Below are 24,639 nucleotides of genomic sequence, written 5' to 3'. Positions count from 1 at the left end.
TGCCTCAGTATCGGAATGCATCACGGGTGTGCTTGGCTTCCCGGAACATGGTTTCGATGCGCGCGCCGTCTCCTGCCGAAATGGCCTGAATGAGCTCATCCAGACCCGCCTGAAACTGGTCCAGCGCATCCAGAATGGCTGGCGCATTGGTCAGACAGATGTCCCGCCACATGACCGGATCACTGCTGGCGATGCGGGTAAAATCGCGAAACCCCCCTGCGGCGTAGCGCAGCACTTCTGATTCGGCTTCCATCTGGCTCAGAGCGTGGACCAGCGCAAACGCCACGACATGCGGCAAATGGCTGGTCGCCGCCAGGATGCGGTCATGGCTGACGGCGTCCATTTCCTCGACCGTTGCGCCGGCCGCCATCCACATCTTGCGCACCGCCGCAATCGCGACCGGACTCGAAGCTGGCGTGGGGGTTAGAATTACTCGGCGCCCCTGAAACAACTCGGGAAACGCTGCTTCAACCCCGCTGTTCTCTGTGCCGGCGACGGGATGACCAGGAACGAAGGCCGATGGAAGATCTCCGAACACCGCGCCGGCAGCCTCGATGACGGCGCCCTTGGCACTGCCCACATCAGTCAGAATGGTCTCAGGCGCGAGATGATCATGAATCGAGGCCAGCACCGTCGCCATGGCCCGCATCGGCACGGCCAAGACCACCATGTCCGCACCGCCCACCGCTTGCGCAAAATCGAGATCATAGCCGTCGATCACCCCCAGGTCGCGGGCACGTTCCAGGGTTTCGGCATGACGCCCCGCACCCACGATCTGGCCGCAGTAACCGGCTCGGCGCAAGGCCAGGGCGAGAGAACCGCCGATCAGGCCGACACCAATCACACACAAGCGACGGATCATGAGGTCAACAAACGCCCCATCGTGTCGAGGAAACGGTCATTGTGCTCTGGCAATCCGACACTGACCCGCAGTGATTCCGGAAGACCGTAACCGCCAACCGGCCGCACAATGATTCCGGCCGCCAATAGATTCCGATACATCCATTGCGCATCGGGAACGCGAAAGGTGATGAAATTGCCCACCGATGGAATCTGATCCAACCCAAGCGCCGCGAGCCCTTCGGCAAGCTGTCTCAGCCCCGATCGATTCACCGCCACGGCCTTTGCCAGATGAGCATCATCGGACAAAGCCACGTGCGCCGCCGCCAGAGCCAGACTATTGACATTGAACGGCTGACGCAGACGATTCAGCAAGTCCGCCAATGCGGGATGACTGATACCATAACCAACCCGGAGCGCGGCCAATCCGTAGGCCTTTGAAAACGTTCGCGTTACGAGCAGATTTTCATGCTGTGCGAGCAGACGGCATCCATCCGGGTATCCCGACTCTGTCACATACTCGAAGTACGCTTCGTCCAGCACCACGATGACGTGAGGTGGAACCGCTTCCAGGAAGCTCGCCAGTCCATCCGCGTCGATCCATGTGCCCGTGGGATTGTTCGGGTTCGCGATGAAGACCACCGCCGTATCGCGATCGATATGTTTTGCCATGGCGGGCAGATCGTGACCGTAAGGCTGCTCCGAATCGGCCGGAAGTGCTGGGACGACCCGCGCTTCGGCGCCAACGGCCCGGGTTGCCAGGGTGTAGATGGCAAACGCATGCGCCGACATCACCGCGTTGCGCCCGGGTCCCAGAAAGGCCTGAGCCACCAGATTCAGCAAATCATTCGACCCATTGCCGAGCGTGATGTGCGCAGGGGTCACATCCAGATGGGTGCTCAGGGCGTCCTTCAACACATGGCCGCTGCCATCGGGATAGAGCGAGAGATCGTCGAACCCAGATTCCAGAACCCGCTGCACACCTGGTGCCGGGCCCACGGGACTCTCGTTGGAAGCGAGCTTGATGATGTCCGAGATGCCCAGCTCGCGCTGCAGCGCATCGATCGGCTTTCCCGGTTCGTACGGCATCAGCCCGCGAACCGCGGGCAGGGCGGCATTGATGAATTCGGGGATGGACTGCATTGAATGTTTCCGTCGTGCCAAATCGGACCGGCGCTCAGCCGACCGCCATTGGATAGGATCCCAGGTTTTTGAGCCAGGCCGCCCGCCCGGCCATCGCAGCCAGCGCGGCTGCCACGGGCGGATCCTGCACGTGCCCTTCCATATCCAGAAAGAAATTGTAATCCCAAGGACCGCGGCGGGACGGACGCGACTCGATACGGGTCAGGCTCACGCCATGCTGATGGAACGGCTCCAACAGCCGAAACAGCGCACCGGGGCGGTTGTCGACCGCGACCATGAGCGAGGTCTTGTCGCGCCCGGAAACCTCGGCATGTTCGCGAGCGATCACCAAAAAACGTGTCGTGTTGTCCGGCTCATCCTCGATATTCTCGGCAAGGATATCGAGACCATACAACCCCGCCGACTGATGGCTGGCTACGGCACCAATTCCCGGGGTTGCGGCAGCCTGACGTGCCCCCTCGGCATTGCTGGCAACCGCTCGCCGGAGCACGCCCGGAAGATGCCGATCCAGCCATTCCCGGCACTGTGCCAGCGCCTGGCCATGCCCCAACACTTCGGTAATCGCTTCCAGTCCACTGACACGACCCAGCAGGCAATGATGAACCGGCAGGATGATCTCAGCACAAATCTGCAGGCCGGAGCGTGCGAACATGTCGAGGGTATGGGTTACCACCCCTTCGGTGGAGTTCTCCACAGGGACCACACCGCAGTCGGCCCCACCCGCTTCGACCTCGCGAAACACCTCGTCCACCGCGCCCAGCGGCGTTGTCATGATGCCTTGACCAAAGTGCTTGAAGACCGCAGCCTGGGTATACGTTCCCTCTGGTCCCAAATAGGCGACCCGGAGTGATTTTTCCAGAGCCAGGCAAGAGGCAATGACTTCACGATAGATGCGCAGCAATGCCTCATCGCCCAAGGGACCGGGATTCCCGGCCAACACGGCCCGCAGCACCTGAGCTTCACGCGCCGGACGGTAAAAGCAGCTGGCCTCACCGGAAGCGGCCTTGATTCGGCCCACCTCCTGAGCCATCCGCGCGCGCTCATTGAGTAGGTCGCGCAGCTTCAGGTCCAGCGAGTCGATGCGGGCACGAAAATCGGCGAGCTGCTCGGCTTCCGACACCCTGCCCTCCGGTATAGGAGACTGCTCCGTCATAGGGCCCGAACAGCCAATACACCCTCGATTGCTCGCAATCCCGCCGTGGCTGTTTCCGGGATCGCCCGATCCACATCCACGACCGTATAGGCCAGATCGCCTTTGGATTTGTTCAACATATCGAGAATATTGAGGCCGGACCCCGCCAGCGTGGAGGAAATCTGTCCCAGCATATTGGGAACGTTGGCATTCACGATACAGACACGGAACCCTTCGGTGCGCGGAAGGATCGCTTCAGGGAAATTGACCGAGTTGCGAATGTTCCCGTTCTCGAGGTAGTCCCGGACCTGCTGTACCACCATGACCGCACAATTTTCCTCAGCTTCCTGAGTCGACGCCCCGAGATGCGGCAACGCAATCACACGGGAATGACCTTTCAGTGAAACACTTGGAAAATCACACACATAGCCTGAGATGCGCCCGCTGTCTAGCGCTTCACGAACGAGTGCGGCACCAACCACACCCTCACGCGAGAAATTGAGCACGACCAGACTGGGCTTGGCCAGTTTCAGGCGTTCGGCATTGAGCATGTCGCGGGTATGATCATTCAGCGGCACATGAAAGCTCAGGTAATCCGCCCGGGCGATCACTTCTTCCACACTGCGTGCCTGCTCCACGCCCGCGGAAAGCTGCCAAGCATTCTCGACCGTCACCTTCGGGTCGAAGCCGATCACCCGCATGCCCAGCGCATGCGCGGCATTCGCCACTTTGACCCCGATCGCGCCCAGCCCGACCACGCCCAGCGTCCGGCCCGGCAATTCGGTCCCGACAAACTGCTTCTTGCCCGCTTCGACCGTCTTGTGCATGGCTGCGTCGTCGCCATCCAGTCCTTCCACAAAGTGCAGCGCCTGCGGAATGTTGCGTGATGCCATGAGCAGTCCGACCAGCACGAGCTCCTTGACCGCATTGGCATTCGCGCCGGGCGTGTTGAACACCGGCACACCCAACGCCGACAGTCGGGTGATGGGAATGTTGTTGACCCCGGCGCCGGCCCGTCCAACGGCCTTGACCGATTCGGGAAATGCCATGTCATGCATGACCTGGGATCGCACCAGAATGGCATCCGGTTCAGTCAGATCGCTGCCGACCTGGTACTGGTCTGCCTCGAACTGGCTCAGGCCACGAGGGGAAATATTATTCAACGTCAGGATTTTGAACATGAAACCGCCTACAGATCAGCGTCAGGGAAGCGTGTGTCGCAAAGCGTTCAGCCGTGGCGTTGCTGAAAATCTTTCATGAACGCCACCAGCGTCTCAACCGCCTCATAGGACACCGCATTGTAGATGCTGGCGCGCATGCCCCCAACGGAACGATGCCCCTTCAGGCCAAGCAAGCCTGCCGCCTTGGCTTCGCTCAGGAAGGTCGCGTCCAGCGCCGCGTCAGGCAGGATGAACGGCACGTTCATCCAGGACCGATCGGCGATCGCCACCGGATTGCGGTAGAACCCGGACTCGTCGATCGTCCGGTAAAGGAGTTTCGCTTTGCGCTGATTGATCTCGGCCATGGCGGCGAGGCCCCCTTGGGCCTTGAGATGAGCGAACACCAGGCCCGCGACATACCAGGAGAACGTGGCCGGCGTGTTGTACATCGAGTCGTTCTCGACCTGCGGCGCGTAGTCCAGGATGGTCGGCGTACCGGGCAAGGCGTGCCCCACCAGATCCTCTCGCACGATGACCAGCGTCACCCCGGCAGGACCGACGTTCTTTTGGGCGCCCGCGTAAATGAGGCCAAATCGGGACACATCCACCGGACGCGACAGCAAGGTCGAAGAAAAGTCTCCAACCAGCGGCACGCCGCCGGTTTCCGGAATCCAGTGGAATTCAACGCCGCCAATGGTTTCGTTGGGCGTGTAATGCACATAGGCGGCCTCGGAATCGAGGCGCCAGGCGGACTGGGGCGGAATCGCCGCAAAACCGCTTTCCTCTCCGGAGGCAGCGATGTTCACCGCGCCGAACTTCTTGGCCTCGGAGATGGCTTTCTTCGACCATGCGCCGGTGTGGATGTAGTCGGCGCGCCGACCTTCCCCCATGAGATTCAAGGGAACCATCGCAAACTGAGTGGTCGCGCCACCCTGTAGGAACAACACCTTGTAATTTTCCGGAATGGCGAGCAGCTCACGCAGGTCTTGCTCGGCCTGGGCGGCAATCGCCATGAATTCCTTGCCGCGATGGCTCATCTCCATCACGGACATGCCGCTGCCATGCCAATCCAGCAATTCGTCCCGCACCTGTTCCAGCACCACTTGCGGCAGCGCCGCCGGACCCGCATTGAAGTTGTATACCCGCGCCATAGTGTCCTCTATCCACCATTCATTGCCACGACATGGGTCTGTGGCTCCGCCGTCGATCACTGCGGATCGCAGCCCTCATCATCCTCGTCATCCAGACAGATCACCCGGTCCACGGCACACAGACGCTCACCGGCTTCCAGCTTGATGACCCGTACACCCTGAGTATTGCGTCCCAAGACCGAAATCTCCGAAACCGCCGTTCGCACCAGAGCGCCACTGCTGCTGAGCAACATGATCTGATCATCCTCGCTTACCCGCACCGCCGCCACCATACGCCCGTTACGTTCGCTGGTCTGCAACGCGATCACCCCTTGTCCGCCGCGACCATGCTGCGGAAAGTCCTCGAACTGAGAGCGCTTGCCAAAGCCATTTTCAGCGACGGTCAATACCGTTCCCTCGCCGACGGTCAACAGGCCGATCACCTGAGCTGATCGGGCGACCTTGATGCCGCGAATCCCGCCGGCTGCTCGGCCCATGGCACGGACTTCCGACTCATGGAAGCGAATCGCCTTGCCGGCATCGGTAAACAACATCACCTCGGTCTCGCCATCGGTCAACGCTACGTCCACAAGCCGATCATCATCCCGGAGCAGGATGGCGATGATGCCGGAGCTGCGCGGACGGGAGAATTCTGACAACGGGGTTTTCTTGACCGTTCCACCGCGGGTCGCCATGAGAACGTAGCTGTCCTCGGTAAACTCCTTGATCGGCAGAATGGCATTAATCCGTTCACCCATCCCCAGCGGCAGCAAATTGACGATGGGCTTGCCTCGGGCACCGCGACTGCCCTGCGGCAGCTCGTAGACCTTGAGCCAGTAGACCTTGCCCAGCGACGAAAAGCACAACAGTGTATCGTGGGTATTGGCCACGAACATCTTGTCGATGAAGTCTTCTTCCTTCTGGTTCGTGGCCAACTTTCCGCGGCCGCCACGCCGCTGCGCCTGATACTGATCGACCGGCTGACTTTTGGCATAACCTTGATGAGTCAGCGTGACCACGACTTCCTGAGGCGTGATCAGGTCTTCCATGCTCAGGTCGAGATGATCAACCAGGATTTCGGTGCGACGCGGATCGGCAAAATCCTTGCGAATCTGCTCGAGCTCGTCGCGAATCACCTGCATCAGACGCATCGGATCGGCCAGGATCAGCCCCAGCTCACGAATGCTGTCGAGCAGCCCGCGGTATTCCTCGAGCAGCTTGTCCTGCTCCAGCGCCGTCAGGCGGTGCAGGCGCAGATCCAGAATGGCCTGAGCCTGGGCCGGCGAGAGTCGATAGCCGGCCGGGCTGGGTCCGAATGCCGGGTCGAGCCCGTCGGGCCGCGCGGAAACCTCGCCGGCACGTGCCAGCATCTGTTCGATCAACGCCGAAACCCAGACCCGTTCCACCAGCGCTGCCTTGGCATCCGCCGGGGTGGGGGAGGCCTTGATCAGGGCAATCATCTCGTCGATGTTCGCCAGCGCAATGGCCAACCCTTCAACCAGATGCGCACGCTCGCGGGCCTTGCGCAGTTCGAACAGCGTTCGCCGCGTCACGACCTCGCGGCGATGACGCAGGAAAGCCTCCAAAAGCTCCTTGAGATTGAGCAGGCGCGGCTGGCCGTCGAGCAAGCCCACCATGTTGATTCCGAACACGGTCTGCAAGGCAGTGTGCTGGTAGAGGTTGTTCAGTACCACCTCGGCGACTTCGCCGCGGCGCAACTCGATCACCATGCGCAGCCCGTCCTTGTCGGACTCATCGCGTAGCTCGGTAATGCCCTCGATGCGTTTTTCTTTGACCAGCTCGGCGATCTTCTCCAACAGCCGGGCCTTGTTGACCTGATAGGGCAACTCGGTCACCACGATCGCCTGACGACCGCGGTCGAAGTCCTCGAAATGACAGCGCGCACGCAGATAGATACGGCCGCGGCCGGTCCGGTACGCCTCGCGGATACCATGCACGCCGTTGATGATCGCGCGCGTGGGGAAGTCCGGTCCCGGCACCCGCTCCAGCAGTGCTTCGATCTCCAGCGCGGGATCGTCGATCAGGGCCAGGCAGGCGTCCACTACCTCGCCGAGATTGTGCGGCGGGATATTGGTCGCCATGCCCACTGCGATGCCGGTGGAACCGTTGACCAGGAGATTGGGCACGCGCGTCGGCAGGACGACCGGCTCATGCTCGGAGCCGTCGTAGTTCGCCGAGAAATCGACGGTTTCCTTGTCCAGATCGGCCAGCAGCTCGTGCGCCAGCTTGGCCATGCGGATTTCGGTGTAACGCATGGCTGCCGGCGCATCGCCGTCGATCGAGCCGAAGTTGCCCTGGCCGTCGATAAGGACGTTGCGCATCGAAAACGGCTGCGCCATCCGCACGATGGTGTCGTAGACCGCAGTGTCGCCGTGAGGATGGTACTTACCGATCACGTCGCCGACCACGCGGGCCGACTTCTTATAGGGCTTGTTCCAGTCGTTGCCGAGCTCGTGCATGGCGAAGAGCACGCGCCGATGCACCGGCTTGAGCCCATCGCGGACATCGGGCAACGCCCGGCCGACGATGACGCTCATGGCATAGTCCAGATAGGACTGGCGCATCTCGTCTTCGAGATTGACGTCCAGGATTTCTTTAGCGACCTCAGCCATGCTGCCTCACGCGGGATGCGCCCCGCTTTCCGTTCGAATATTCAAGCGGGCAATTTTAGCACGGCCCGCCCATCAAGGCCGCCAGGCCAGCCGCATCCGGCCGCTCGATGATGCCCTTCTCCGTGACCAATACATCAATCAAACCGGCCGGCGTTACATCGAATACGGGATTGAGTGCCGTAAGCAGCGGTTCGACGGCGCTGCGGCCCGAAACACGCAGGATTTCCTCCGGTCCGCGAAACTCGATCGGAATGTCCTCTCCGCGCGTCATCCCGAGATCGATCGTGGCAGCGGGCGCCACCACCATGACACGGATGCCATGATGGCGCGCGGCCACGGCAAGCGCGTAGGTTCCGATCTTGTTGGCCACATCGCCATTGGCGGTGATGCGATCCGCCCCCACGATCACCCAATCGATCTCTCCGCGCGCCATGAAGAACGCCGCGGCACTGTCCACGATCAGGTTGACGGGGATCCCGTCACGGTTGAGCTCCCAGCTGGTCAACCGCCCCCCCTGCAACCACGGACGCGATTCGGTGGCATAGACCCCCGCCAGCCGCTGCTGCATCCAGGCGGTCCGGATCACACCCAGCGCCGTTCCCAGCCCCGCCGTCGCCAGTGATCCGGTGTTGCAGTGGGTCAACACCCGCGTACCCGGCTTCAGGAAAGCGGCACCCAACTCGCCCATGCGGACGTTGGCCGCCAAATCTTCCGCCCAGAGCGCCCCAGCCGCCTGCTCAAGAGCGCGCCAGTCGCCGGGGATGCCCTGACGGGCGATGTGCTCGAGCCGGCCCAAGGCTGCAGCCAGATTGACGGCCGTGGGCCGGGCGGCCGCCAGCAGGGCGACGGTTTCGGCTATGCCGGCAATCCAGCCGGGCGCATCACGCCCAGCGAGTTCGCGGGCGGCCATGACCAGACCGTAGGCACCGGCCAAGCCAATCGCTGGCGCGCCGCGTACGGCCATGTCATGGATCACGCGAGCGGTCTCGGCGGCATCGGTTGCGACCAGCCAATGTTCCTCGGTCGGCAACCGGCGCTGATCCAGCACGTGCAGAATCTCGCCATCCCAGCGCAAGGCGCGCACCTGATCGTTCGCCATCATCACCTCTCCTTCGGAGCGCCCGCGGAAGCGCACTCTAGCACGGCGCCACCCCTGCGGCAGCGCGGCGGCCGATGCTACACTTCGTCCACATTCCTGGCCCGCGAGACTTGCCCGTGGACGCTGTCGATACTCTGCTGCATGCTGCTTGGATCATTCCGGTCGAACCCGAAGGCGCGGTCTGGCCCGCGCACAGCCTGGCGATCCTGGATGGGCGTATTGTAGCGGTGCTTCCGCAACGCGAAGCGCGCGAGCGCTTCCGGGCCGTCACCGAAATCAATCTGCCGCAGCAGGCCCTGATTCCCGGCCTGATCAACGCGCATACACACAGCGCGATGAATCTGCTGCGCGGCCTGGCAGACGATCTGCCGCTGATGAGCTGGCTCGGCGAACATATCTGGCCGGCTGAGCAGCGCTGGGTGAACGCCGACTTCGTGGAAGCCGGCAGCCGGCTGGCCATGGCCGAAATGATCAAGGGTGGCACCACCTGTTTCAATGACATGTACTTCTTCCCGGAGCAGACTGCCCGGATCGCAGCCGAATGCGGCCTGCGGGCCTGCTTAGGCATGATCGTGCTCGATTTTCCCACCCGCTATGCCCGTAACGCGGACGACTATTTCACCAAGGGACTCGCCCTGCACGACGCGTGGCGCGAACACCCGCTGATCCGGACAGCTTTCGCCCCGCATGCCCCCTACACGGTCTCCGATGCGCCGCTGCAAAGACTCAAGGTGCTGGCGGACGAGCTCGATGTGCCGATCCACATGCATGTCCATGAGACCGCAGGCGAGGTTGCCGAGGCGACCGAGCGCGATGGGCGCCGCCCGCTGGCGAGACTCGAGGCGCTTGGCCTTCTGGGTCCGGGCTTCCTGGCCGTCCACATGACCCAGTTGCTGGTGGACGAAATCGCCCTCCTCGCCCGGACCGGCACACATGTCATTCACTGTCCCGAATCCAATCTGAAGCTGGCCAGCGGCTTCTGCCCGGTCTCGGCATTGCTGGCTGCCGGGGTGAATGTCGCCCTCGGAACCGATGGCGCCGCCAGCAACAACGATCTCGATCTGCTGGCCGAAATGCGAACCGCCGCGCTCCTGGCCAAGGGCGTCAGCCAAGACGCCGCTGCCGTGCCGGCATTTCAGGCCCTGCAGATGGCCACGCTGAATGGTGCACGAGCACTGGGCATCGACCAAGAGACCGGCAGCCTGCGTCCCGGCAAGTGGGCCGATGTGGTGGCAGTCGATCTGGGCGGACTCGATCGGCAACCGCTCTACCATCCGCTCTCTCAACTGGTGTATACCGCTCACCGCGATCACGTCACCGATGTCTGGGTGGCGGGCAGACCCCTGCTGCGAAACGGCGTCCTGACCCACATGGATGAAGCAGCGCTGATTCAGGAGGCGCGCGAATGGGGCATTCGCATTGCCACGGCCTCCCAGGAGAATTCCGATGATTGAACATGCCGGCGACAACGTCGATCGACAGGAAATCCAGAAGTTCGAAGCGCTGGCCAGCCGCTGGTGGGATCCGCACAGTGAGTTCAAGCCGCTGCACGACATCAATCCGCTGCGGCTCAACTACATTGACCAGCGCAGCCCGCTCAAGGACCGCCGGGTGCTGGATGTCGGCTGCGGCGGTGGACTGCTGAGTGAAGCCATGGCCCTGCGCGGCGCCGATGTGACCGGGATCGACATGGGCGAAGCCCCCCTCGCCGTTGCCCGCATCCATGCCGAACAATCCGGCGCGCAGGTGCGCTACCTGCAGCAGACCGCCGAGGCCATGAGCGCGGCGGAGCCGGAAAGCTACGACATCGTTACCTGCCTGGAAATGCTGGAACATGTCCCTGATCCCGGCGCCGTGGTGGCGGCGTGCGCGCGGCTGGTCAAGCCCGGTGGACAGCTGTATTTTTCGACCATCAACCGGACACCCAAATCCTTCCTGTTCGCCATTGTCGGTGCCGAATACGTGCTGCGGCTGCTGCCACGCGGGACGCACGAGTACGCCAAGTTCATTCGCCCCTCGGAAATGGAGGGATGGATCCGCGGCAATGGCCTGACCCTGCGCGACCTGACCGGCATGCACTACAACCCGCTGCTGCGCTACTACTGGCTGGCGCCCGGGGTGGACGTAAACTACTTGGTGCACTGCAGCCGCGATGGTTGAACGGGTGCAGGCGGCAATCCCGACGGGCGGGCGAGACTCCGACGGCGAACGACTCATTCGGGCCGTGCTGTTCGATCTCGACGGAACACTGGCCGACACCGCCCCCGATCTGGGCGCCGCACTGAATACCCTGCGCCGTCAGGCCGACCTCGACGAACTGCCGCTGAACACGATTCGCCCCTGGGTCTCCAAAGGCGCCCGCGGCCTGATCCAGTGCGGCTTCGGTCTGGACAGCGGGGCACCGGAAGCCGCAGCACTGGTGGACGCCTTGCTGGATCACTATGCCGGCGCTGTCTGCGTCCGGACCCGACTCTTTCCCGGCATGGACCGCGTGCTCGACCAGATCGAATCGCGCGGCCTGTGCTGGGGGATCGTCACCAACAAGCCGCGCCGCTTCACCCACCCCCTTATGGACGGCCTGGGCCTCAGCCAGCGTGCCGGTTGTCTCGTCTGCGGCGACACGCTGCCGGTACGCAAGCCCGATCCGGCGCCGATCCATCTGGCCTGCGCGCAATTGAGGGTTCCGCCGTCGATGGCCGTCATGGTGGGCGACGACCGGCGCGACATCCTCGCGGCCCGCGCCGCCGGCGCATGGTCACTGGCCGCGACGTATGGCTATGTCGAACAGACCGACCCACCCGGCGCATGGCCGGCGCATGGCCTCGTCCACCAACCCACCGACCTGTTGAACTGGTTGGATCGGACGTCATGACACCCCAGGCCTATTGCCAAGACGTGCTTGACCGACGCGCGCCGGAATGGCGCGTCATGCTGAGCTTCACTCCAGCCGGCACCCGCTCGATGCTCGAAGCGCTCTACGCCCTGCGGGTGGAAATCGAGGATCTGGCCATTCATGCAGTCGAGCCGGGCGTTGCCGCCACCAAATTGCAATGGTGGCGCGACGGGCTGAGCGCCTACCCCGAGACCCACGATCATCCGATCCTCGTGGCGTTGGCACAAGCGGGCGGCAAGCCGCTCGATCGCAGCCGTTTGTTGACCTGGTGTGATGGATGGGGAAGCGAGTTACAGTACCGAGAAATCGAGGATGAACGCGATCTGGACGATCTCCTGATGCGCCGCGGCGGCCATTTCGGGGCCTTGGTGGCGGATGCGCTCGATCGCAACGCTGCACTTGCCGGTCAGCACTGGGGCGTCTTGGCGGCGTGGCCTCGGCATCTCCTGCGTCTGCCCCGCCAGGCCGCCCAAGGTCATGTCGAACTACCAGTCGCTTGGTTGCATGACGCTGGCCTGACCCCCATGCAGCTGGCTGCCACGCCGCCCGAAACGCCGGTCCAGACGTTTTATGGCAGACTGATCCAGCAGGTCGAGCAACGCTTGGAACATCTGCAAACCACCCAGCCGAGCCGACCAGCCTTGCTGCCGCATCGACTGGAACTGGCTTTGGCCATGCAGCGTCTCGCCCGCTGGCGTCACCGCCAGTTTGAAGCCAGTGCGGCGCAACAGGCCGTGCCGCCCATCCGCCGACTCGGCATTCTCTGGCAGGCGGCCCGCCGGCATCGCAGGGCATTGCGGCAACCCAGCCATTTTCAACCCTGATCTCAAGGTTCAGCCCATGAACGCCTTTCTATCCGACTCTTTCAATCTACAGGACCGCATCATTCTGGTGACCGGCGCAAGCCGAGGAATCGGCCGCGCTGTCAGCCTGGCGCTGGCACGGCATGGCGCGACGGTCATCCTGAGCGGCCGACGGGTGGCCGAACTCGAGCAGGTCTACGACACCATCAAGGCTGCAGGGGGACCCGAACCGGCAATCGCGCCCCTGAATCTGGAATCCCTGCACTGGGACGAATGCCAAGGACTCATCGATCAGATCCAAGGCACATTCGGGCGACTGGACGGCCTGCTACACAACGCCGCTCACCTGCACGGGCTGACGCCGCTCAACCACTATCCCATCGAGGAGTGGTATCGCACCCTTCAGGTCAATTTGAATGCGCCCTTCCTGCTGACCCGCTGCTGCTGGCCGTTGCTGATGGCCTCGAGCGATGCTTCGGTCCTGTTCAGCAGTGACGCAACCGGCCGCCGTGGCAAGGCTTACTATGGAGCCTATGGAGCCAGTAAGTTTGCCCTAGAGGGCCTGATGCAGATCATGGCGGAAGAAACCGAAGCCAACACGCCCATCCGGGTCAACAGCCTGGACCCAGGCCTCGTCGATACGGCCCTGTATCAGCGCATCTATCCTGAACCCGCCCACGCCGACCTGCCGCTGCCTGAGGCCGTATGCCGGCCTTACCTATTCCTCCTCGGGCCGGGCGGCCGGGGCTTGACCGGACGATCGTTTGTGATTGGTGAAGGCGGCCCCTGGGATGAATGACCCGCGGTCTGTATTGGCCCATTGGGTTTCCTAAGCACCTGGGCTATACTTGCGCGCTTCGATCCTGTGCCGGGATGGCGGAACTGGTAGACGCGCCGGACTCAAAATCCGGTTCCCGTGAGGGAGTGCGAGTTCGACTCTCGCTCCCGGCACCATCGGATCGATGCGCGGGTGACCGATTGCAGCTCACGCCGGGTGAGCCTGAAGCCTCGTTCGTGGCGCCATTGCATCAGGCTCGCACTCCCCCGCCCTGCCGAAACGGGCTCCACCGATCTACAATCCCCTTCCGGATTGAACCGCTTTTCGGGAGTAGCCTGTATGTCACCCGCCCTGCAAAACCTCCTCGCGCAACTGGACCTCGAGATTCTGGACGAGAATCTGTACCGCGGCACCAGCGCCGACCTGGGCGGATTCAGCGTGTTTGGCGGCCAGGTCGTGGGGCAGGCCCTGGTGGCGGCTCAACGCACGGTGGCGCCCGAGCGCCCAGCGCATTCGCTGCATGCCTATTTTCTGCGCCCCGGCGACATGAAGGCATCGATCATCTATCAGGTGGAGCGACTGCGTGACGGCAAAAGCTTCAGCACCCGGCGTGTTCTTGCACTGCAGCACGGCAAACCGATCTTCACGCTTTCCGGCTCGTTCCAGCACGAGGAGCAAGGACTTGACCATCAGGCCCAGGCGCCTGAAGCACCGCCACCCGAATCCCTGCCCACGGAACAGGAACTGCGCGAACAGCTGGCGGAAAAGGTTCCCGAACCCTTGCGCCGATTCCTGAAACGGGAAGTCGGCATTGAGATGCGCCCGGTCGCCCCGGTGGATTTCTTCACGCCCGAACGGCGCGAGCCGGTCCAGCAAGTCTGGCTACGGGCGAAGCACCCACTGCCCGATGAGCCGGCCCTGCACCGAGCGCTGCTGGCATACGCTTCGGACTTCAATCTGCTCGGCACCAGCCTGTTGCCGCACGGCATCACGTTCTTCCAAGGCAACCTGCAGGGCGCCAGCCTGGACCATGCCCTGTGGTTCCATCGTCCGTTCCGCATCGACGACTGGATTCTCTATCACATGGAAAGTCCAAGCGCCTCAGGCGCACGCGGGTTCAACCAAGGCGGATTCTATGACCGGCAGGGCCGACGCATTGCTTCCAGTGCGCAGGAAGGCCTGTTGCGCCTGCGCGTCGGCACTCCCACCGGCTGATTCGGCAAATCCAAGCCCACGCCTGGTAAAGGCCGTCAACCACTCGCCGCCGCGGGTGGAACCGCCGCGCCGTAGGTTTCCTTCACCTCGCGCCGCTGGATCTTGCCCACCGGTGAGATGGGCAATTCCTTGGCGATGACGACCGAACGCGGTTTCTTGTAGCCCGCAATGCGGCCCTCGCAATGCTCGCTCACTGCCTCGGCCGTGAGCGCGACTCCGGCTTTCGGCACCACGACCGCTCGCACCGATTGACCCCACTTCTCATCCGGCACCCCGATCACGCAGACCTGCGCGATGCCCGGGTGCTCGAGCAGGATTTCCTCCACCTCGTGCGGAAAGATCTTTTCGCCACCGCTCGAAATGCATTCCTTCTTGCGCTCGACGACGCGCAGATCGCCATCGGCGTCAAAGTAGCCCAGATCGCCGCTGTAGAGCCAGCCGGCGCGCACGGCCTCGGCGGTCTTGTCCGGTTCGTTGAAGTAGCCTTTCATGACCGAGCCGCTGCGGTAGATGATCTCCCCGATCTCGCCGGATGGCACATCGCGACCCTGCTCATCAACGATACGGGTTTCCACCACCGGCTTGCCGACACAATGGTCCTTGAGCGAGGCCGGGCTGAAATCAAAGCGGAAGGACGTCACCGGCGTCATCTCGGTCTGACCAAACCCATCGGCGATCACCACGCCCGGAAAAGCCTCGAAGATCTTGCGCTTGAGGGCGGCTGGACAGACTCCGGCCCCGGTGGCACATGCCACCACCGAGCTGCGATCGAACCGCGCCACATCGGGATAGTCCACCAGCATACGCCACGCGGTCGGCACGTTCCCCAGCAACATCGGGCGTTCCTGTTCCACCAGCTTCAACACCGCCTCGGGCTCAAAGCTGACACTGCGGGGCATCACCAAGGTCATGTTGCCAAGCAGCGGTGCCAGCACCGCCAGCTGATAGGCCGCATCGTGGAACATCGGAAACGAGGGCATCATGGCCTTGATCGGCCGACGCGATCCCAGGCGCACCGCCAACGCACTGCCGATCATGCGATCGGCCAGGCTGATGATCCCCCGCTGCAGCCAGCGCCGCCCGAGCAGATAGCGCACCGGTGCGGATTTCGCTGCGCCGACGGCCGGGCCCGGCAGATGCTGTCGCAACATCGCCTCCAGATCCGGCGTGACCTGAAAGCCTCCCAGGGCGCCGACGACGGTCCGCACGATGGATTGCACCATGCGCACGTGATTCCCGTAGGTCAACATGACGCCTTTCGGCAATCCGGTGGTGCCACCGGTGTAGCACAGCACGCAGGTGTCCTCGAGGTTCGCCGGACCCACCGGAAACGCCGGGGCGCTACGGGTGATGAGCGTTTCATATTCGTGGGCACCGGCAAACTCGGGCGTATCCCGGCCGACATAGTGCTGCACGGTCGGCATCTGCGCACGGGCGCCGGCCACGGCGTCTTGCCACAGTCGCTCGAACACGAATGCCTTGGCCTGACAGTGATTGGTCTGATAGGCGATTTCACGCGCCGTAAAGCGGTAGTTCATCGGGACCGGAATGGCGCCGAGTTTCTGCACCGCGTAATTAGACTCGAAAAACGCCGGGCAGTTATGGAACATCAGGATCACCCGGTCTCCCGGCCCCACCCCCAGGCCGGCTAGAGCGCTGGCCAGCCGGCTGGCGCGCTGATCCAGCTCGCGCCAGGTGACACGCTGATCACCGTAGATCAGAAATATCCCCTCGGGGTTGTGACGGACACAACGCCGCAGGGCTTCCTCCATGAAGTTGCCTGCCATGCACCTCTCCTTCCTTGAGATTTTCCGATCGGGATCGCACAACAACCCGAGTCGGATCTCTCTGAAGTATAGAAGCGGTTTGTAAATCTTCCGGGCGGATGCACGGCGGTCATCCGAAGCAACGCCCCATCACCGGACGGCTTGACCCGCCCGCGGGTGGTCATGGGAACATGGACGTCCAGTTCTCGCGCAGACAGGTTGTTGTTTCATGGCCCAAGCCGCCCCACTGATCCTCGCCTCTTCATCGATCTATCGCCGCGCCTTGCTGGAACGGCTGCAGATTCCCTTCCAGTACGTCTCCCCAAATACCGACGAATCGCCGCAGGGCGCCGAATCGCCGGATGCGCTGGTCCGCCGGCTGTCCCTGGCCAAGGCCGAGGCGGTGGCCAGGCGGCATCCGGACGCCGTGATCATCGGCGGGGACCAGATTGCCGTGGGTCCGAAGGAAACCATCCTGGGAAAACCGGGCACGGCCGACCAGGCCTGCGCACAGCTGGCCCAACTGTCGGGACAGGCAGTGCGCTTTCTGAGTGGCTTGTGTCTGCTCGATGCCACCAGCGGGAGAAGCCAGGTGGACATTGTCGTCACCACCGTCCGGTTTCGGGCGCTGGAGGCGGGCGAGATTCGCCGCTATGTGGAACGGGACCAGCCGCTCGACTGCGCCGGCGCCCTACGCAGCGAAGCGTTGGGCATCACCCTGTGCGAGGCGATCGACAGCGACGACCCCACGGCGCTGATGGGACTTCCACTGATCCGCCTGGCGACGATGCTGCGCCGCGCGGGATTTACCTTACCCTGATTGTTGACTCATGAGGCTGAATCAGCCGCGCAGCGCCTTCAGGACACCGGACAGATCCGCAGGCAGCGGCGCCTCCACCTGCAGCGGTTCGCGTCCGTCGAGCGGTAGTGAGAGCGCCGCCGCATGAAGAAACAACCGCCTGAGCCCGAGACGCGCCATCTGGCGGTTGAACACACGATCGCCATAGCGATCGTCTCCCGCCAAGGGATGGCCCGCATCGGCCGCGTGGACACGAATCTGATGCGTTCGGCCAGTCTCGATGGCCACCCGCACCAGGCTCGCTCCGTCGAAACGCTCGACCTGGCGAAACCGGCTCACCGCCGTTTGCCCATGTGCCGTATCGACCCGGACCGTCCGCTCACCCCCTTGGCGATGATCGATGTCGAGCGCCTGACGCCGCACGACCTCCCCCCTGCCCCAGCGTCCCTGGGTAAGGGCCAGATATACTTTCTCGCACCGGCGATCGGCAAAAGCGCGGTTGAGGGTGAGCAAATCGCTTCGGGTCTTGGTCGCCACCAGGCAACCACTGGTCCCACGGTCCAGACGATGCACCAGATTCAGCTCGGGGCAATGGGGACGCAGGGCGCGCAGTACATCGATGAGCCCGTAGGCGACCCCGGTCCCGGCATGCACCGCCAAACCCGCTGGCTTGTTGACGACCAGCAGGCCGTCGTCTTCGTAGAGGATGCGCCCGGCGATCTCCCCGATGAGGCTCGCTGGCGGTATGGCGACTTCGGCGGCGGGAGCGCGCTGCAGCGGTGGCAAGCGCACCCGGTCGCCCGCCTGGATGCGCAGGTCGGGCTTGGCACGCCGGCCATTGACCCGCACTTCGCCCTTGCGCAGGATGCGATAGATCTGCGGCCGCGGAATCTCCTTGAGCTGACCCATCAGAAAGTTGTCCAGACGCTGCCCAGCTCGCTCGGCGCTCACCTCGACGTACTGAACACCGGTTCCCATCGAGGCCGGCTTGGGATTCATGCCAGCGCCTCGAGCAGATCTGCCAGATGCCGGACGCCTTGCACGTCCATCGTGCCGATCCCCGCACCTCGCCGGGGACGGTTCGCCAATGGCACCAGCGCCCGGGTAAATCCGTGCTTGGCGGCTTCGCGCAAGCGCTCCTCGCCATAGGGCACCGGCCGCACCTCCCCGGAAAGACCCAGTTCGCCGAAGATTACTGTCTCGGACGGAATGGGGCGATTGCGCAGACTGGAGACCACGACTGCTGCCACCGGCAGATCCGCGGCGGTTTCATTCACCCGGATGCCGCCCACCACGTTCAGAAACACATCTTGGTTGAACAGGGGTACATCACCATGGCGATGCAGAACGGCCAGAAGCAGCGCCAACCGATTGTGCTCCAACCCGACAGTGAGGCGCCGCGGATTGGCCAGCGGACTGTCGTCCACGAGTGCCTGCACCTCCAGCAACAGCGGACGACTGCCCTCGCGCACGCAGGTGACCACGCTGCCGGCAGCGCTCTGGTCCTGGCGCGAGAGAAAGATCGCCGAAGGATGCGCCACCTCTTTCAGGCCCGCATCGGTCATGGCGAAAACGCCCAGTTCATTCACGGCGCCAAAGCGGTTCTTCGTAGCCCGCAACATGCGATAGCGCCCGCCCGGATCACTCTCGAACGACAACACGGTATCGACCATGTGCTCCAGCACCCGTGGCCCGGCCAAGGCACCGTCTTTGGTGACGTGGCCGATGAGCACCACGATCACCCCGCTTTGCTTGGCGAAACGCACCAGCTGCGCCGTTGACTCCCGCACCTGCCCGACCGATCCCGGTGCACCGGGCAGCTGCTCGGTGTACATGGTCTGGATGGAATCGATCACCATCAGCCCGGGCCGGCGCGCCTGAGCGCAGGCGATGATGCGCTCCACCGCGGTTTCGGACACCAGCGCCAACGGTGCCGGCGGCAAACCCAGCCGCCGGGCACGCAGGGCAATCTGCTGCAACGATTCTTCGCCAGCCACATACAAGGCCGGCAGCTGCGCCTGCAAACCGACCGCGAGCTGCAGCAGCAGCGTGGACTTGCCGATACCTGGATCGCCACCGATGAGGATCACCGCACCGGGCACCAATCCGCCACCCAGCACGCGATCCATCTCGCTCACCCCGGTGGGCATGCGGGGATCCTGCGCCTCTTCGACTTCCGACAGCAGCCGGACCTCAGAGAGCTGACCCGTGTAGCCCCCGCGGCTGGACCCCGCAGCAGCCCGAACCGACTCCACCAGCGTATTCCAGGCGCCGCAGTCGGCACACTGCCCGGCCCACTTCGATGCAACGGCCCCACAGGCGCTGCAGACATACGCCGGCTTTGTTCTGCTCATGAAACATTCAATGTTGCACAATGATCGCCGATCTTAACATGAGTAAACCGGATGACCGCGGACCCGCTGACTCGGTAACTCCGCCTCCCGATGGAATCCACCATGGGCCAACGTTTCAATATCGAATTCTGTGGGCAGAGCGACACGGGTCGCGTTCGCAGCCACAATGAAGACAGCATCGAGATCGATCCCGGATCCGGGCTGGCGGTGCTGGCCGACGGCATGGGCGGCTATAACGCGGGCGAGGTCGCCAGTAAATTGGCTGTGCGCAGCGTTGGTTTCCTGGTGCGCCAACGCCTCGCCCGCCTCGATCCATCGGTTTCCCCGGACTCTGCCACACCGGCCCCCGCAGGCATCCTGCTCCAGCAAGCCGTGCAGCTGGCGAATCAACGCATCCTCAAGACAGCCAGCACCCGGGCCGAGTATCGGGGCATGGGAACCACCATGATCGCGGCGCTGTTCGTCACGGATCGAGTGTATGTGGCCCACGTGGGCGACTCCCGACTCTATCGCTTCCGCTGTGACCGGTTGGAACGACTGACGATCGACCATTCCCTGCAGGAAGAACTTATCGCACGCGGGATGTTCAGCGCCGACGAAGTCAAACGCCTGGGCAAGAGCAACGTCGTGACCCGCGCCCTGGGCGTGGAACCGAACGTGGATGTGACCTTGGGCCAACATGACATGCAAGCAGATGATCTGTTCCTGCTGTGCTCCGACGGGCTTCACGACAGCTTGAGCGAGGCCGATATCCTCGCCAATCTCCGGCGCTTCATGCCAGAGTTACCCCGGCTGACGCGCGCCCTGATCCAGGCGGCCAATGCCCGTGGCGGAAAGGACAATATTTCGGTCATTCTCGGTCACGTCCGCGCAGCCTCGGTCGCATCCGCCGAACCATCGTGGTGGCGCCGACTGTTGCGGCGCAAGACCTCTCAGAACAATAAGAAACCATAAAGAGGAACCCGCCATGGCCAAAATCATCCTTCTGGCCAATCAGGTTGCAATTCGAGAATGGATGTTGGAAAGCGAGCGCGTGACGGTCGGCCGTGCACGCGGTAATGACATCCACCTCGACGATCCCGCGGTCAGCAGTCACCACGCGGTGATCGGCTGGATCGGTGGGGCCGCCTTCGTCGAGGATCTGGGCAGCACCAACGGCACCCTGCTCAACGGCGACCCAATTCAACGCGCCCTGCTGCACACCCACGACGAAGTCACCATCGCCCCCTTCCATCTGCGCTATGAAGAGAATCTGGCCGATGAGGGACTCGACAAGACCGTGGTGCTCAAGCGGGAGCCGACGACCGCCCGACCCGCATCCGACGCTGATCGCCGAGCCGCACGGGAACGACGGGACATGGCTACCGGGCCCATGCCGGTGTTCAAACCGGGGCCTCGTGCACGGCTGCAGTTACTCAGCGGCCGCCAGGTGGGCCGCACGGTGGAATTGGTCAAGCCCCTCACCACCCTCGGTCGTCCCGGTGTTCAAGTCGCGGCCATCCGTCGATCCAATGACGGTTACACCCTGCACTACGTTCCCACGATCGGCGACCGGGGCGAGCCGCCCAAGGTCAATGGCAAACCCATGGCGCCCGGTCCCTACCTGCTTCAGGACAACGATGTGATCGAATTGGCGGGCATCACGCTGGGATTCTTCGCCGTGTCGTCATCAAGTTGACCGGCGTTCGTCAAGGACGCAGGCCCATCAGGCGATCAGCGATCTCGACACGGGAGATCGGACGCACGGTGCCATGACGCGTGCGCAACGCGTAGAGCAGCGAACCGTTCTCGGGATCGAGACGGACGTGTGCCGCAGCAGCGGATTGATGGACCCGGAGCACTTCATAGCGGGCCAACAGTTCGCGAACTTCGCGCAGGTCCTTATAGATCTGTTCGACGGCAACTGCGTAACGACGCAGCTTCCGGGCGTACCGAACATCTCGCCGCAACCGGGAAATCACCTTGCGCAGATTGGCCGAACCGGCGATCTGCTCACTGATTTCGACCGAAACCGATGCCGTGCTGACCTGATCGCTGAGTCCGGGATGGGTCAACACCACCCGCGCCTGTTCGCGCCAGGCATGCAGCAGATCAAAGACACCCATCATCCACATCTCAGACAGATGCCCCAGAAGCATCTCGTCCTCGGGCATTGCCGTGGCCAGACGATATCCCTCCTCCAGGGCCCGGAGATAGCCATCGGCCAAGGTCAGGTGACTGGCGCGCATATGGAAATAGGCATCCTCAAAGAACGGCATGCGACGGAAGGTGTCCAGCATGCTGCCAGCCGCATGTTGCGCCGTGGGTTGGGTCGACGTATTCAGTTTCATATCCGCTTACAGGAGCTATCCCATTTCTTTCAATGAATCGGCCACGAAAGCGCCAGATTGAGACATGCGGGCGTCCCCCCGCGCATTGAACTATGTTGGAGTTCATTTTCTCCACAGCACGGACTGCATCCCATGGACATGACCGGCAAGATTTGCCTCATCACCGGTGCCAACCCCGGGATTGGCCTGGCCGCTGCCACGCAACTGGCCCATCGGCAGGCCCGGGTGGTGATGCTGTGCCGCGACCCGGAACGGCGCCACGCCGCCCAGGCTCGGGGCCGTGGAAATAGCGGCAATCCCCGGATCGACCTGCTCCAGGCGGACTTGGCCGATTTCGCGCAGGTGCACCCCGTCGCACAGGAATACGCCGCGCGTTACCCGCAGCTGGACATCCCGATTCACCATGCCGGCGTGATGAAGAAACACCGCGCCGTTTCCGCTGACGGCCACGAGTTGCGGTTTGCAATGCATGTTCTGGCGTCCTTTCTGCTCACCCATCGTCTGTTGGAGTCGCTCGCAGCCGCGGGAGACGCGCGCATGATTGCCGTGGCCTCGATCGCCCATCGTCTAGGCCGCTTGGATTTCGAGGATCTGCAGGCTCAGCACCACTATGGCATCTGGCGTCAATACGGCACCTCCAAGCTGGCGACGATCCTCTTTACCTATCAATTGGCGCACCGGCTCGCAGGTACGGGAATTCCGGCCAACTGCCTGCATCCCGGCATCATCGGCTCAAACATCAAGGGATCCCCCGCTGAATAGCACCCCTGCTCGCGACGCCCGAGAAGAGCGCACGGACAGTCGTGTATCTCGCCAGCTCAGCAGAGGTGGATCAGGTGACCGGCCGCCATTTCAGCGCCGGTAAGCCAAGAGTGAGTTCGCCCGCCCGTCGCGATCCGATCCTGACCCGCCGTCTGTGGCAGACGGGCGAGGAACTGACCGGCGCCATCTGGCCCGGTCGAGCCAAAGAACCGGGGCGATCGGCTACACTATGGGCCCGTTTCGTTCGCCAGCCGGATGTTGCCCATGACCGCGATCAAGCAGGACGACCTGATCCAGAGCGTCGCCGACGCCCTTCAATTCATCTCCTACTATCATCCGCTCGACTTCATCCAGGCCGTGCACGCCGCCTACGAACGGGAGGAGAATCCGGCCGCGAAGGATGCCATGGCGCAGATCCTCATCAACTCGCGCATGTGCGCGGAGGGTCATCGCCCGATCTGTCAGGATACCGGCATCGTTACGGTGTTCCTGAAGATCGGCATGGACGTGCGCTGGGATGGCGCCACGATGGGCGTGGCTGAGATGGTCAACGAGGGCGTGCGCTGCGCCTACGGTCATCCGGACAATGTGCTGCGTGCCTCGGTGCTCGCCGACCCAGCAGGAAAGCGACAGAACACCCGCGACAACACGCCGGCCGTGATTCACATGGAGCTGGTTCCCGGCACTACCATCGATGTGCAGGTGGCAGCCAAGGGTGGCGGTTCGGAAGCCAAGTCCAAGTTCGTGATGCTCAATCCGTCCGATTCCATCGTCGACTGGGTCGTCAAGACGGTGCCCAGCATGGGCGCCGGCTGGTGTCCACCCGGTATGCTGGGCATCGGAATCGGCGGAACGGCTGAAAAAGCCATGTTGCTAGCCAAGGAATCCCTGATGGAGCCCGTGGACATCCAGGACCTGATCGCACGCGGCCCCCAGAACCGGGCCGAGGAGCTGCGACTGGAGATCTACGACAAGGTCAATGCACTCGGCATCGGCGCACAGGGTCTGGGCGGGCTGACCACAGTCGTGGACGTCAAGGTCAGGGATTACCCCACCCACGCTGCCAATCTGCCGGTTGCAATGATCCCCAATTGCGCCGCGACCCGCCATGCGCACTTCGTGCTCGATGGCACGGGCCCTGCCGAGCTGACCCCCCCGCGGGTAACGGATTGGCCACAGATCACCTGGAACGTCGGCAGTGCTCGACGTGTCAATCTCGACACGGTGACCCGGGAGGATGTCGCGACTTGGCGCACCGGCGAAACCCTGCTGCTGTCGGGCCGGATGTTCACCGGTCGCGACGCGGCGCACAAGAAGATGATCGATATGCTGGCGCGCGGCGAGCCGCTGCCGGTCGATCTCACGGGCAAGTTCATCTACTACGTCGGACCCGTCGACCCAGTACGGGACGAGGTGGTGGGTCCTGCCGGCCCGACGACGGCCACGCGCATGGACAAGTTCACGCGCACGATCCTGGAACAGACCGGCCTGCTTGGCATGATCGGGAAATCCGAACGCGGCCCGGCTGCTGTCGAGGCAATCCGGGACAACCGCTCGGTCTACCTCATGGCCGTGGGCGGCGCCGCCTATCTCGTCTCCAAGGCCATCCGCAAAGCCGAGGTCATGGCCTTCCCCGAACTCGGCATGGAGGCCATCTACGCATTCGAGGTCGTGGACATGCCGGTCACGGTCGCAGTGGATACCGGCGGGGAATCCATCCACGCCGCCGCCCCCAAAGTGTGGCAAGCGAAGATCGGCAAAATCCCGGTCACCGAAGGCTAAGCCGGGCCCGATATCGAGCC

22 protein-coding genes and 1 tRNA gene are annotated in these 24,639 nt (G+C 63.2%); 12 read left to right on the top strand and 11 right to left on the bottom strand.

Translation table 11 applies throughout. The annotated features are described in order from the left end of the window. Nucleotides 1-4 precede the first annotated feature (4 nt). The 7 genes from E4680_RS02500 to mtnA are packed head-to-tail and all read right to left on the bottom strand — an operon-like array spanning nucleotide 5 to nucleotide 9,143. Complete coding sequence (locus E4680_RS02500) at nucleotides 5-862, bottom strand: prephenate dehydrogenase (RefSeq protein WP_135280788.1); 858 nt, start codon at nucleotides 860-862, stop codon at nucleotides 5-7. Then, nucleotides 859-2,004 carry a histidinol-phosphate transaminase gene (hisC, locus tag E4680_RS02495; protein WP_422666658.1) on the bottom strand — a complete coding sequence of 382 codons (1,146 nt, stop codon included), beginning with the start codon at nucleotides 2,002-2,004 and terminating at the stop codon, nucleotides 859-861. The genes E4680_RS02500 and hisC overlap by 4 nt, the downstream gene beginning before the upstream one ends. 13 nt (nucleotides 2,005-2,017) lie before the next feature. Then, nucleotides 2,018-3,103 carry a prephenate dehydratase gene (gene pheA, locus E4680_RS02490; protein ID WP_135280786.1) on the bottom strand — a complete coding sequence of 362 codons (1,086 nt, stop codon included), beginning with the start codon at nucleotides 3,101-3,103 and terminating at the stop codon, nucleotides 2,018-2,020. Between the two features lie 29 nt (nucleotides 3,104-3,132). Then, nucleotides 3,133-4,296, bottom strand: coding sequence for a phosphoglycerate dehydrogenase (locus E4680_RS02485; protein WP_135280785.1), 1,164 nt, complete (start codon nucleotides 4,294-4,296; stop codon nucleotides 3,133-3,135). 47 nt (nucleotides 4,297-4,343) lie between these two features. Continuing rightward, nucleotides 4,344-5,426 carry a 3-phosphoserine/phosphohydroxythreonine transaminase gene (gene serC, locus E4680_RS02480; RefSeq protein ID WP_135280784.1) on the bottom strand — a complete coding sequence of 361 codons (1,083 nt, stop codon included), beginning with the start codon at nucleotides 5,424-5,426 and terminating at the stop codon, nucleotides 4,344-4,346. A 56-nt stretch (nucleotides 5,427-5,482) separates the two neighbouring features. After that, nucleotides 5,483-8,038: a DNA gyrase subunit A gene (gene gyrA / locus E4680_RS02475; RefSeq protein WP_135280783.1), complete on the bottom strand. Its 2,556-nt coding sequence runs from the start codon at nucleotides 8,036-8,038 to the stop codon at nucleotides 5,483-5,485. Between the two features lie 55 nt (nucleotides 8,039-8,093). Continuing rightward, on the bottom strand, nucleotides 8,094-9,143 hold the full coding sequence (gene mtnA, locus E4680_RS02470; RefSeq protein ID WP_135280782.1) for an S-methyl-5-thioribose-1-phosphate isomerase: 1,050 nt from the start codon (nucleotides 9,141-9,143) through the stop codon (nucleotides 8,094-8,096). 110 nt (nucleotides 9,144-9,253) lie between these two features. Between mtnA and E4680_RS02465 the strand changes: the two genes are divergently transcribed. From E4680_RS02465 to tesB, 7 genes are all read left to right on the top strand, one after another. Beyond that, on the top strand, nucleotides 9,254-10,591 hold the full coding sequence (locus E4680_RS02465; RefSeq protein ID WP_135280781.1) for a TRZ/ATZ family hydrolase: 1,338 nt from the start codon (nucleotides 9,254-9,256) through the stop codon (nucleotides 10,589-10,591). Then, the gene (gene ubiG, locus E4680_RS02460; RefSeq protein ID WP_135280780.1) at nucleotides 10,584-11,297 is read left to right on the top strand and encodes a bifunctional 2-polyprenyl-6-hydroxyphenol methylase/3-demethylubiquinol 3-O-methyltransferase UbiG; all 714 of its coding nucleotides are present in this window, start codon (nucleotides 10,584-10,586) and stop codon (nucleotides 11,295-11,297) included. The genes E4680_RS02465 and ubiG overlap by 8 nt, the downstream gene beginning before the upstream one ends. Then, complete coding sequence (locus E4680_RS02455; protein ID WP_135280779.1) at nucleotides 11,290-12,009, top strand: HAD-IA family hydrolase; 720 nt, start codon at nucleotides 11,290-11,292, stop codon at nucleotides 12,007-12,009. Before ubiG ends, E4680_RS02455 begins: the two co-directional genes overlap by 8 nt. Then, nucleotides 12,006-12,854, top strand: a complete 849-nt coding sequence (locus E4680_RS02450) for a squalene/phytoene synthase family protein (protein WP_167792340.1) — start codon at nucleotides 12,006-12,008, stop codon at nucleotides 12,852-12,854. The genes E4680_RS02455 and E4680_RS02450 overlap by 4 nt, the downstream gene beginning before the upstream one ends. Nucleotides 12,855-12,870: 16 nt before the next feature. Continuing rightward, nucleotides 12,871-13,632 carry an SDR family NAD(P)-dependent oxidoreductase gene (locus E4680_RS02445; protein WP_135280777.1) on the top strand — a complete coding sequence of 254 codons (762 nt, stop codon included), beginning with the start codon at nucleotides 12,871-12,873 and terminating at the stop codon, nucleotides 13,630-13,632. A gap of 68 nt (nucleotides 13,633-13,700) precedes the next feature. Further along, nucleotides 13,701-13,787, top strand: a tRNA-Leu gene (locus E4680_RS02440). Nucleotides 13,788-13,950: 163 nt separating this feature from the next. After that, nucleotides 13,951-14,826 carry an acyl-CoA thioesterase II gene (tesB, locus tag E4680_RS02435; RefSeq protein WP_135280776.1) on the top strand — a complete coding sequence of 292 codons (876 nt, stop codon included), beginning with the start codon at nucleotides 13,951-13,953 and terminating at the stop codon, nucleotides 14,824-14,826. A gap of 35 nt (nucleotides 14,827-14,861) precedes the next feature. Here the strand turns inward: tesB and E4680_RS02430 are convergent, their stop codons facing one another. Further along, complete coding sequence (locus tag E4680_RS02430; RefSeq protein ID WP_135280775.1) at nucleotides 14,862-16,613, bottom strand: class I adenylate-forming enzyme family protein; 1,752 nt, start codon at nucleotides 16,611-16,613, stop codon at nucleotides 14,862-14,864. 208 nt (nucleotides 16,614-16,821) lie between these two features. Between E4680_RS02430 and E4680_RS02425 the strand changes: the two genes are divergently transcribed. Then, the gene (locus E4680_RS02425) at nucleotides 16,822-17,412 is read left to right on the top strand and encodes a Maf family protein (protein WP_135280774.1); all 591 of its coding nucleotides are present in this window, start codon (nucleotides 16,822-16,824) and stop codon (nucleotides 17,410-17,412) included. A gap of 21 nt (nucleotides 17,413-17,433) precedes the next feature. On the opposite strand, the gene E4680_RS02420 is transcribed toward E4680_RS02425, so the two are convergent. Together E4680_RS02420 and radA are read right to left on the bottom strand one after the other, a co-directional pair. Beyond that, nucleotides 17,434-18,390, bottom strand: coding sequence for an RluA family pseudouridine synthase (locus tag E4680_RS02420; protein WP_205688714.1), 957 nt, complete (start codon nucleotides 18,388-18,390; stop codon nucleotides 17,434-17,436). Further along, nucleotides 18,387-19,745, bottom strand: coding sequence for a DNA repair protein RadA (radA, locus tag E4680_RS02415; RefSeq protein WP_135280773.1), 1,359 nt, complete (start codon nucleotides 19,743-19,745; stop codon nucleotides 18,387-18,389). The genes E4680_RS02420 and radA overlap by 4 nt, the downstream gene beginning before the upstream one ends. Before the next feature lie 102 nt (nucleotides 19,746-19,847). Between radA and E4680_RS02410 the strand changes: the two genes are divergently transcribed. Together E4680_RS02410 and E4680_RS02405 are read left to right on the top strand one after the other, a co-directional pair. Beyond that, a complete protein-coding gene (locus E4680_RS02410) occupies nucleotides 19,848-20,699 on the top strand; it encodes a PP2C family protein-serine/threonine phosphatase (RefSeq protein WP_167792339.1) in 852 nt (283 codons plus the stop codon). Between the two features lie 13 nt (nucleotides 20,700-20,712). Beyond that, nucleotides 20,713-21,423, top strand: a complete 711-nt coding sequence (locus E4680_RS02405; protein ID WP_167792338.1) for an FHA domain-containing protein — start codon at nucleotides 20,713-20,715, stop codon at nucleotides 21,421-21,423. 10 nt (nucleotides 21,424-21,433) lie between these two features. On the opposite strand, the gene E4680_RS02400 is transcribed toward E4680_RS02405, so the two are convergent. After that, nucleotides 21,434-22,075, bottom strand: coding sequence for a hypothetical protein (locus tag E4680_RS02400; protein ID WP_135280770.1), 642 nt, complete (start codon nucleotides 22,073-22,075; stop codon nucleotides 21,434-21,436). 132 nt (nucleotides 22,076-22,207) lie between these two features. On the opposite strand from E4680_RS02400, the gene E4680_RS02395 reads away from it, so the two are divergent. Together E4680_RS02395 and E4680_RS02390 are read left to right on the top strand one after the other, a co-directional pair. Further along, nucleotides 22,208-22,837, top strand: coding sequence for an SDR family NAD(P)-dependent oxidoreductase (locus E4680_RS02395; protein ID WP_135280769.1), 630 nt, complete (start codon nucleotides 22,208-22,210; stop codon nucleotides 22,835-22,837). 264 nt (nucleotides 22,838-23,101) lie between these two features. Next, on the top strand, nucleotides 23,102-24,619 hold the full coding sequence (locus E4680_RS02390) for a fumarate hydratase (protein ID WP_135280768.1): 1,518 nt from the start codon (nucleotides 23,102-23,104) through the stop codon (nucleotides 24,617-24,619). Nucleotides 24,620-24,639: the final 20 nt, after the last annotated feature.

The organism is Candidatus Macondimonas diazotrophica (assembly GCF_004684205.1).
Taxonomy (GTDB): domain Bacteria; phylum Pseudomonadota; class Gammaproteobacteria; order UBA5335; family UBA5335; genus Macondimonas; species Macondimonas diazotrophica.
This window is presented reverse-complemented; position numbering and strand designations above follow the sequence as displayed.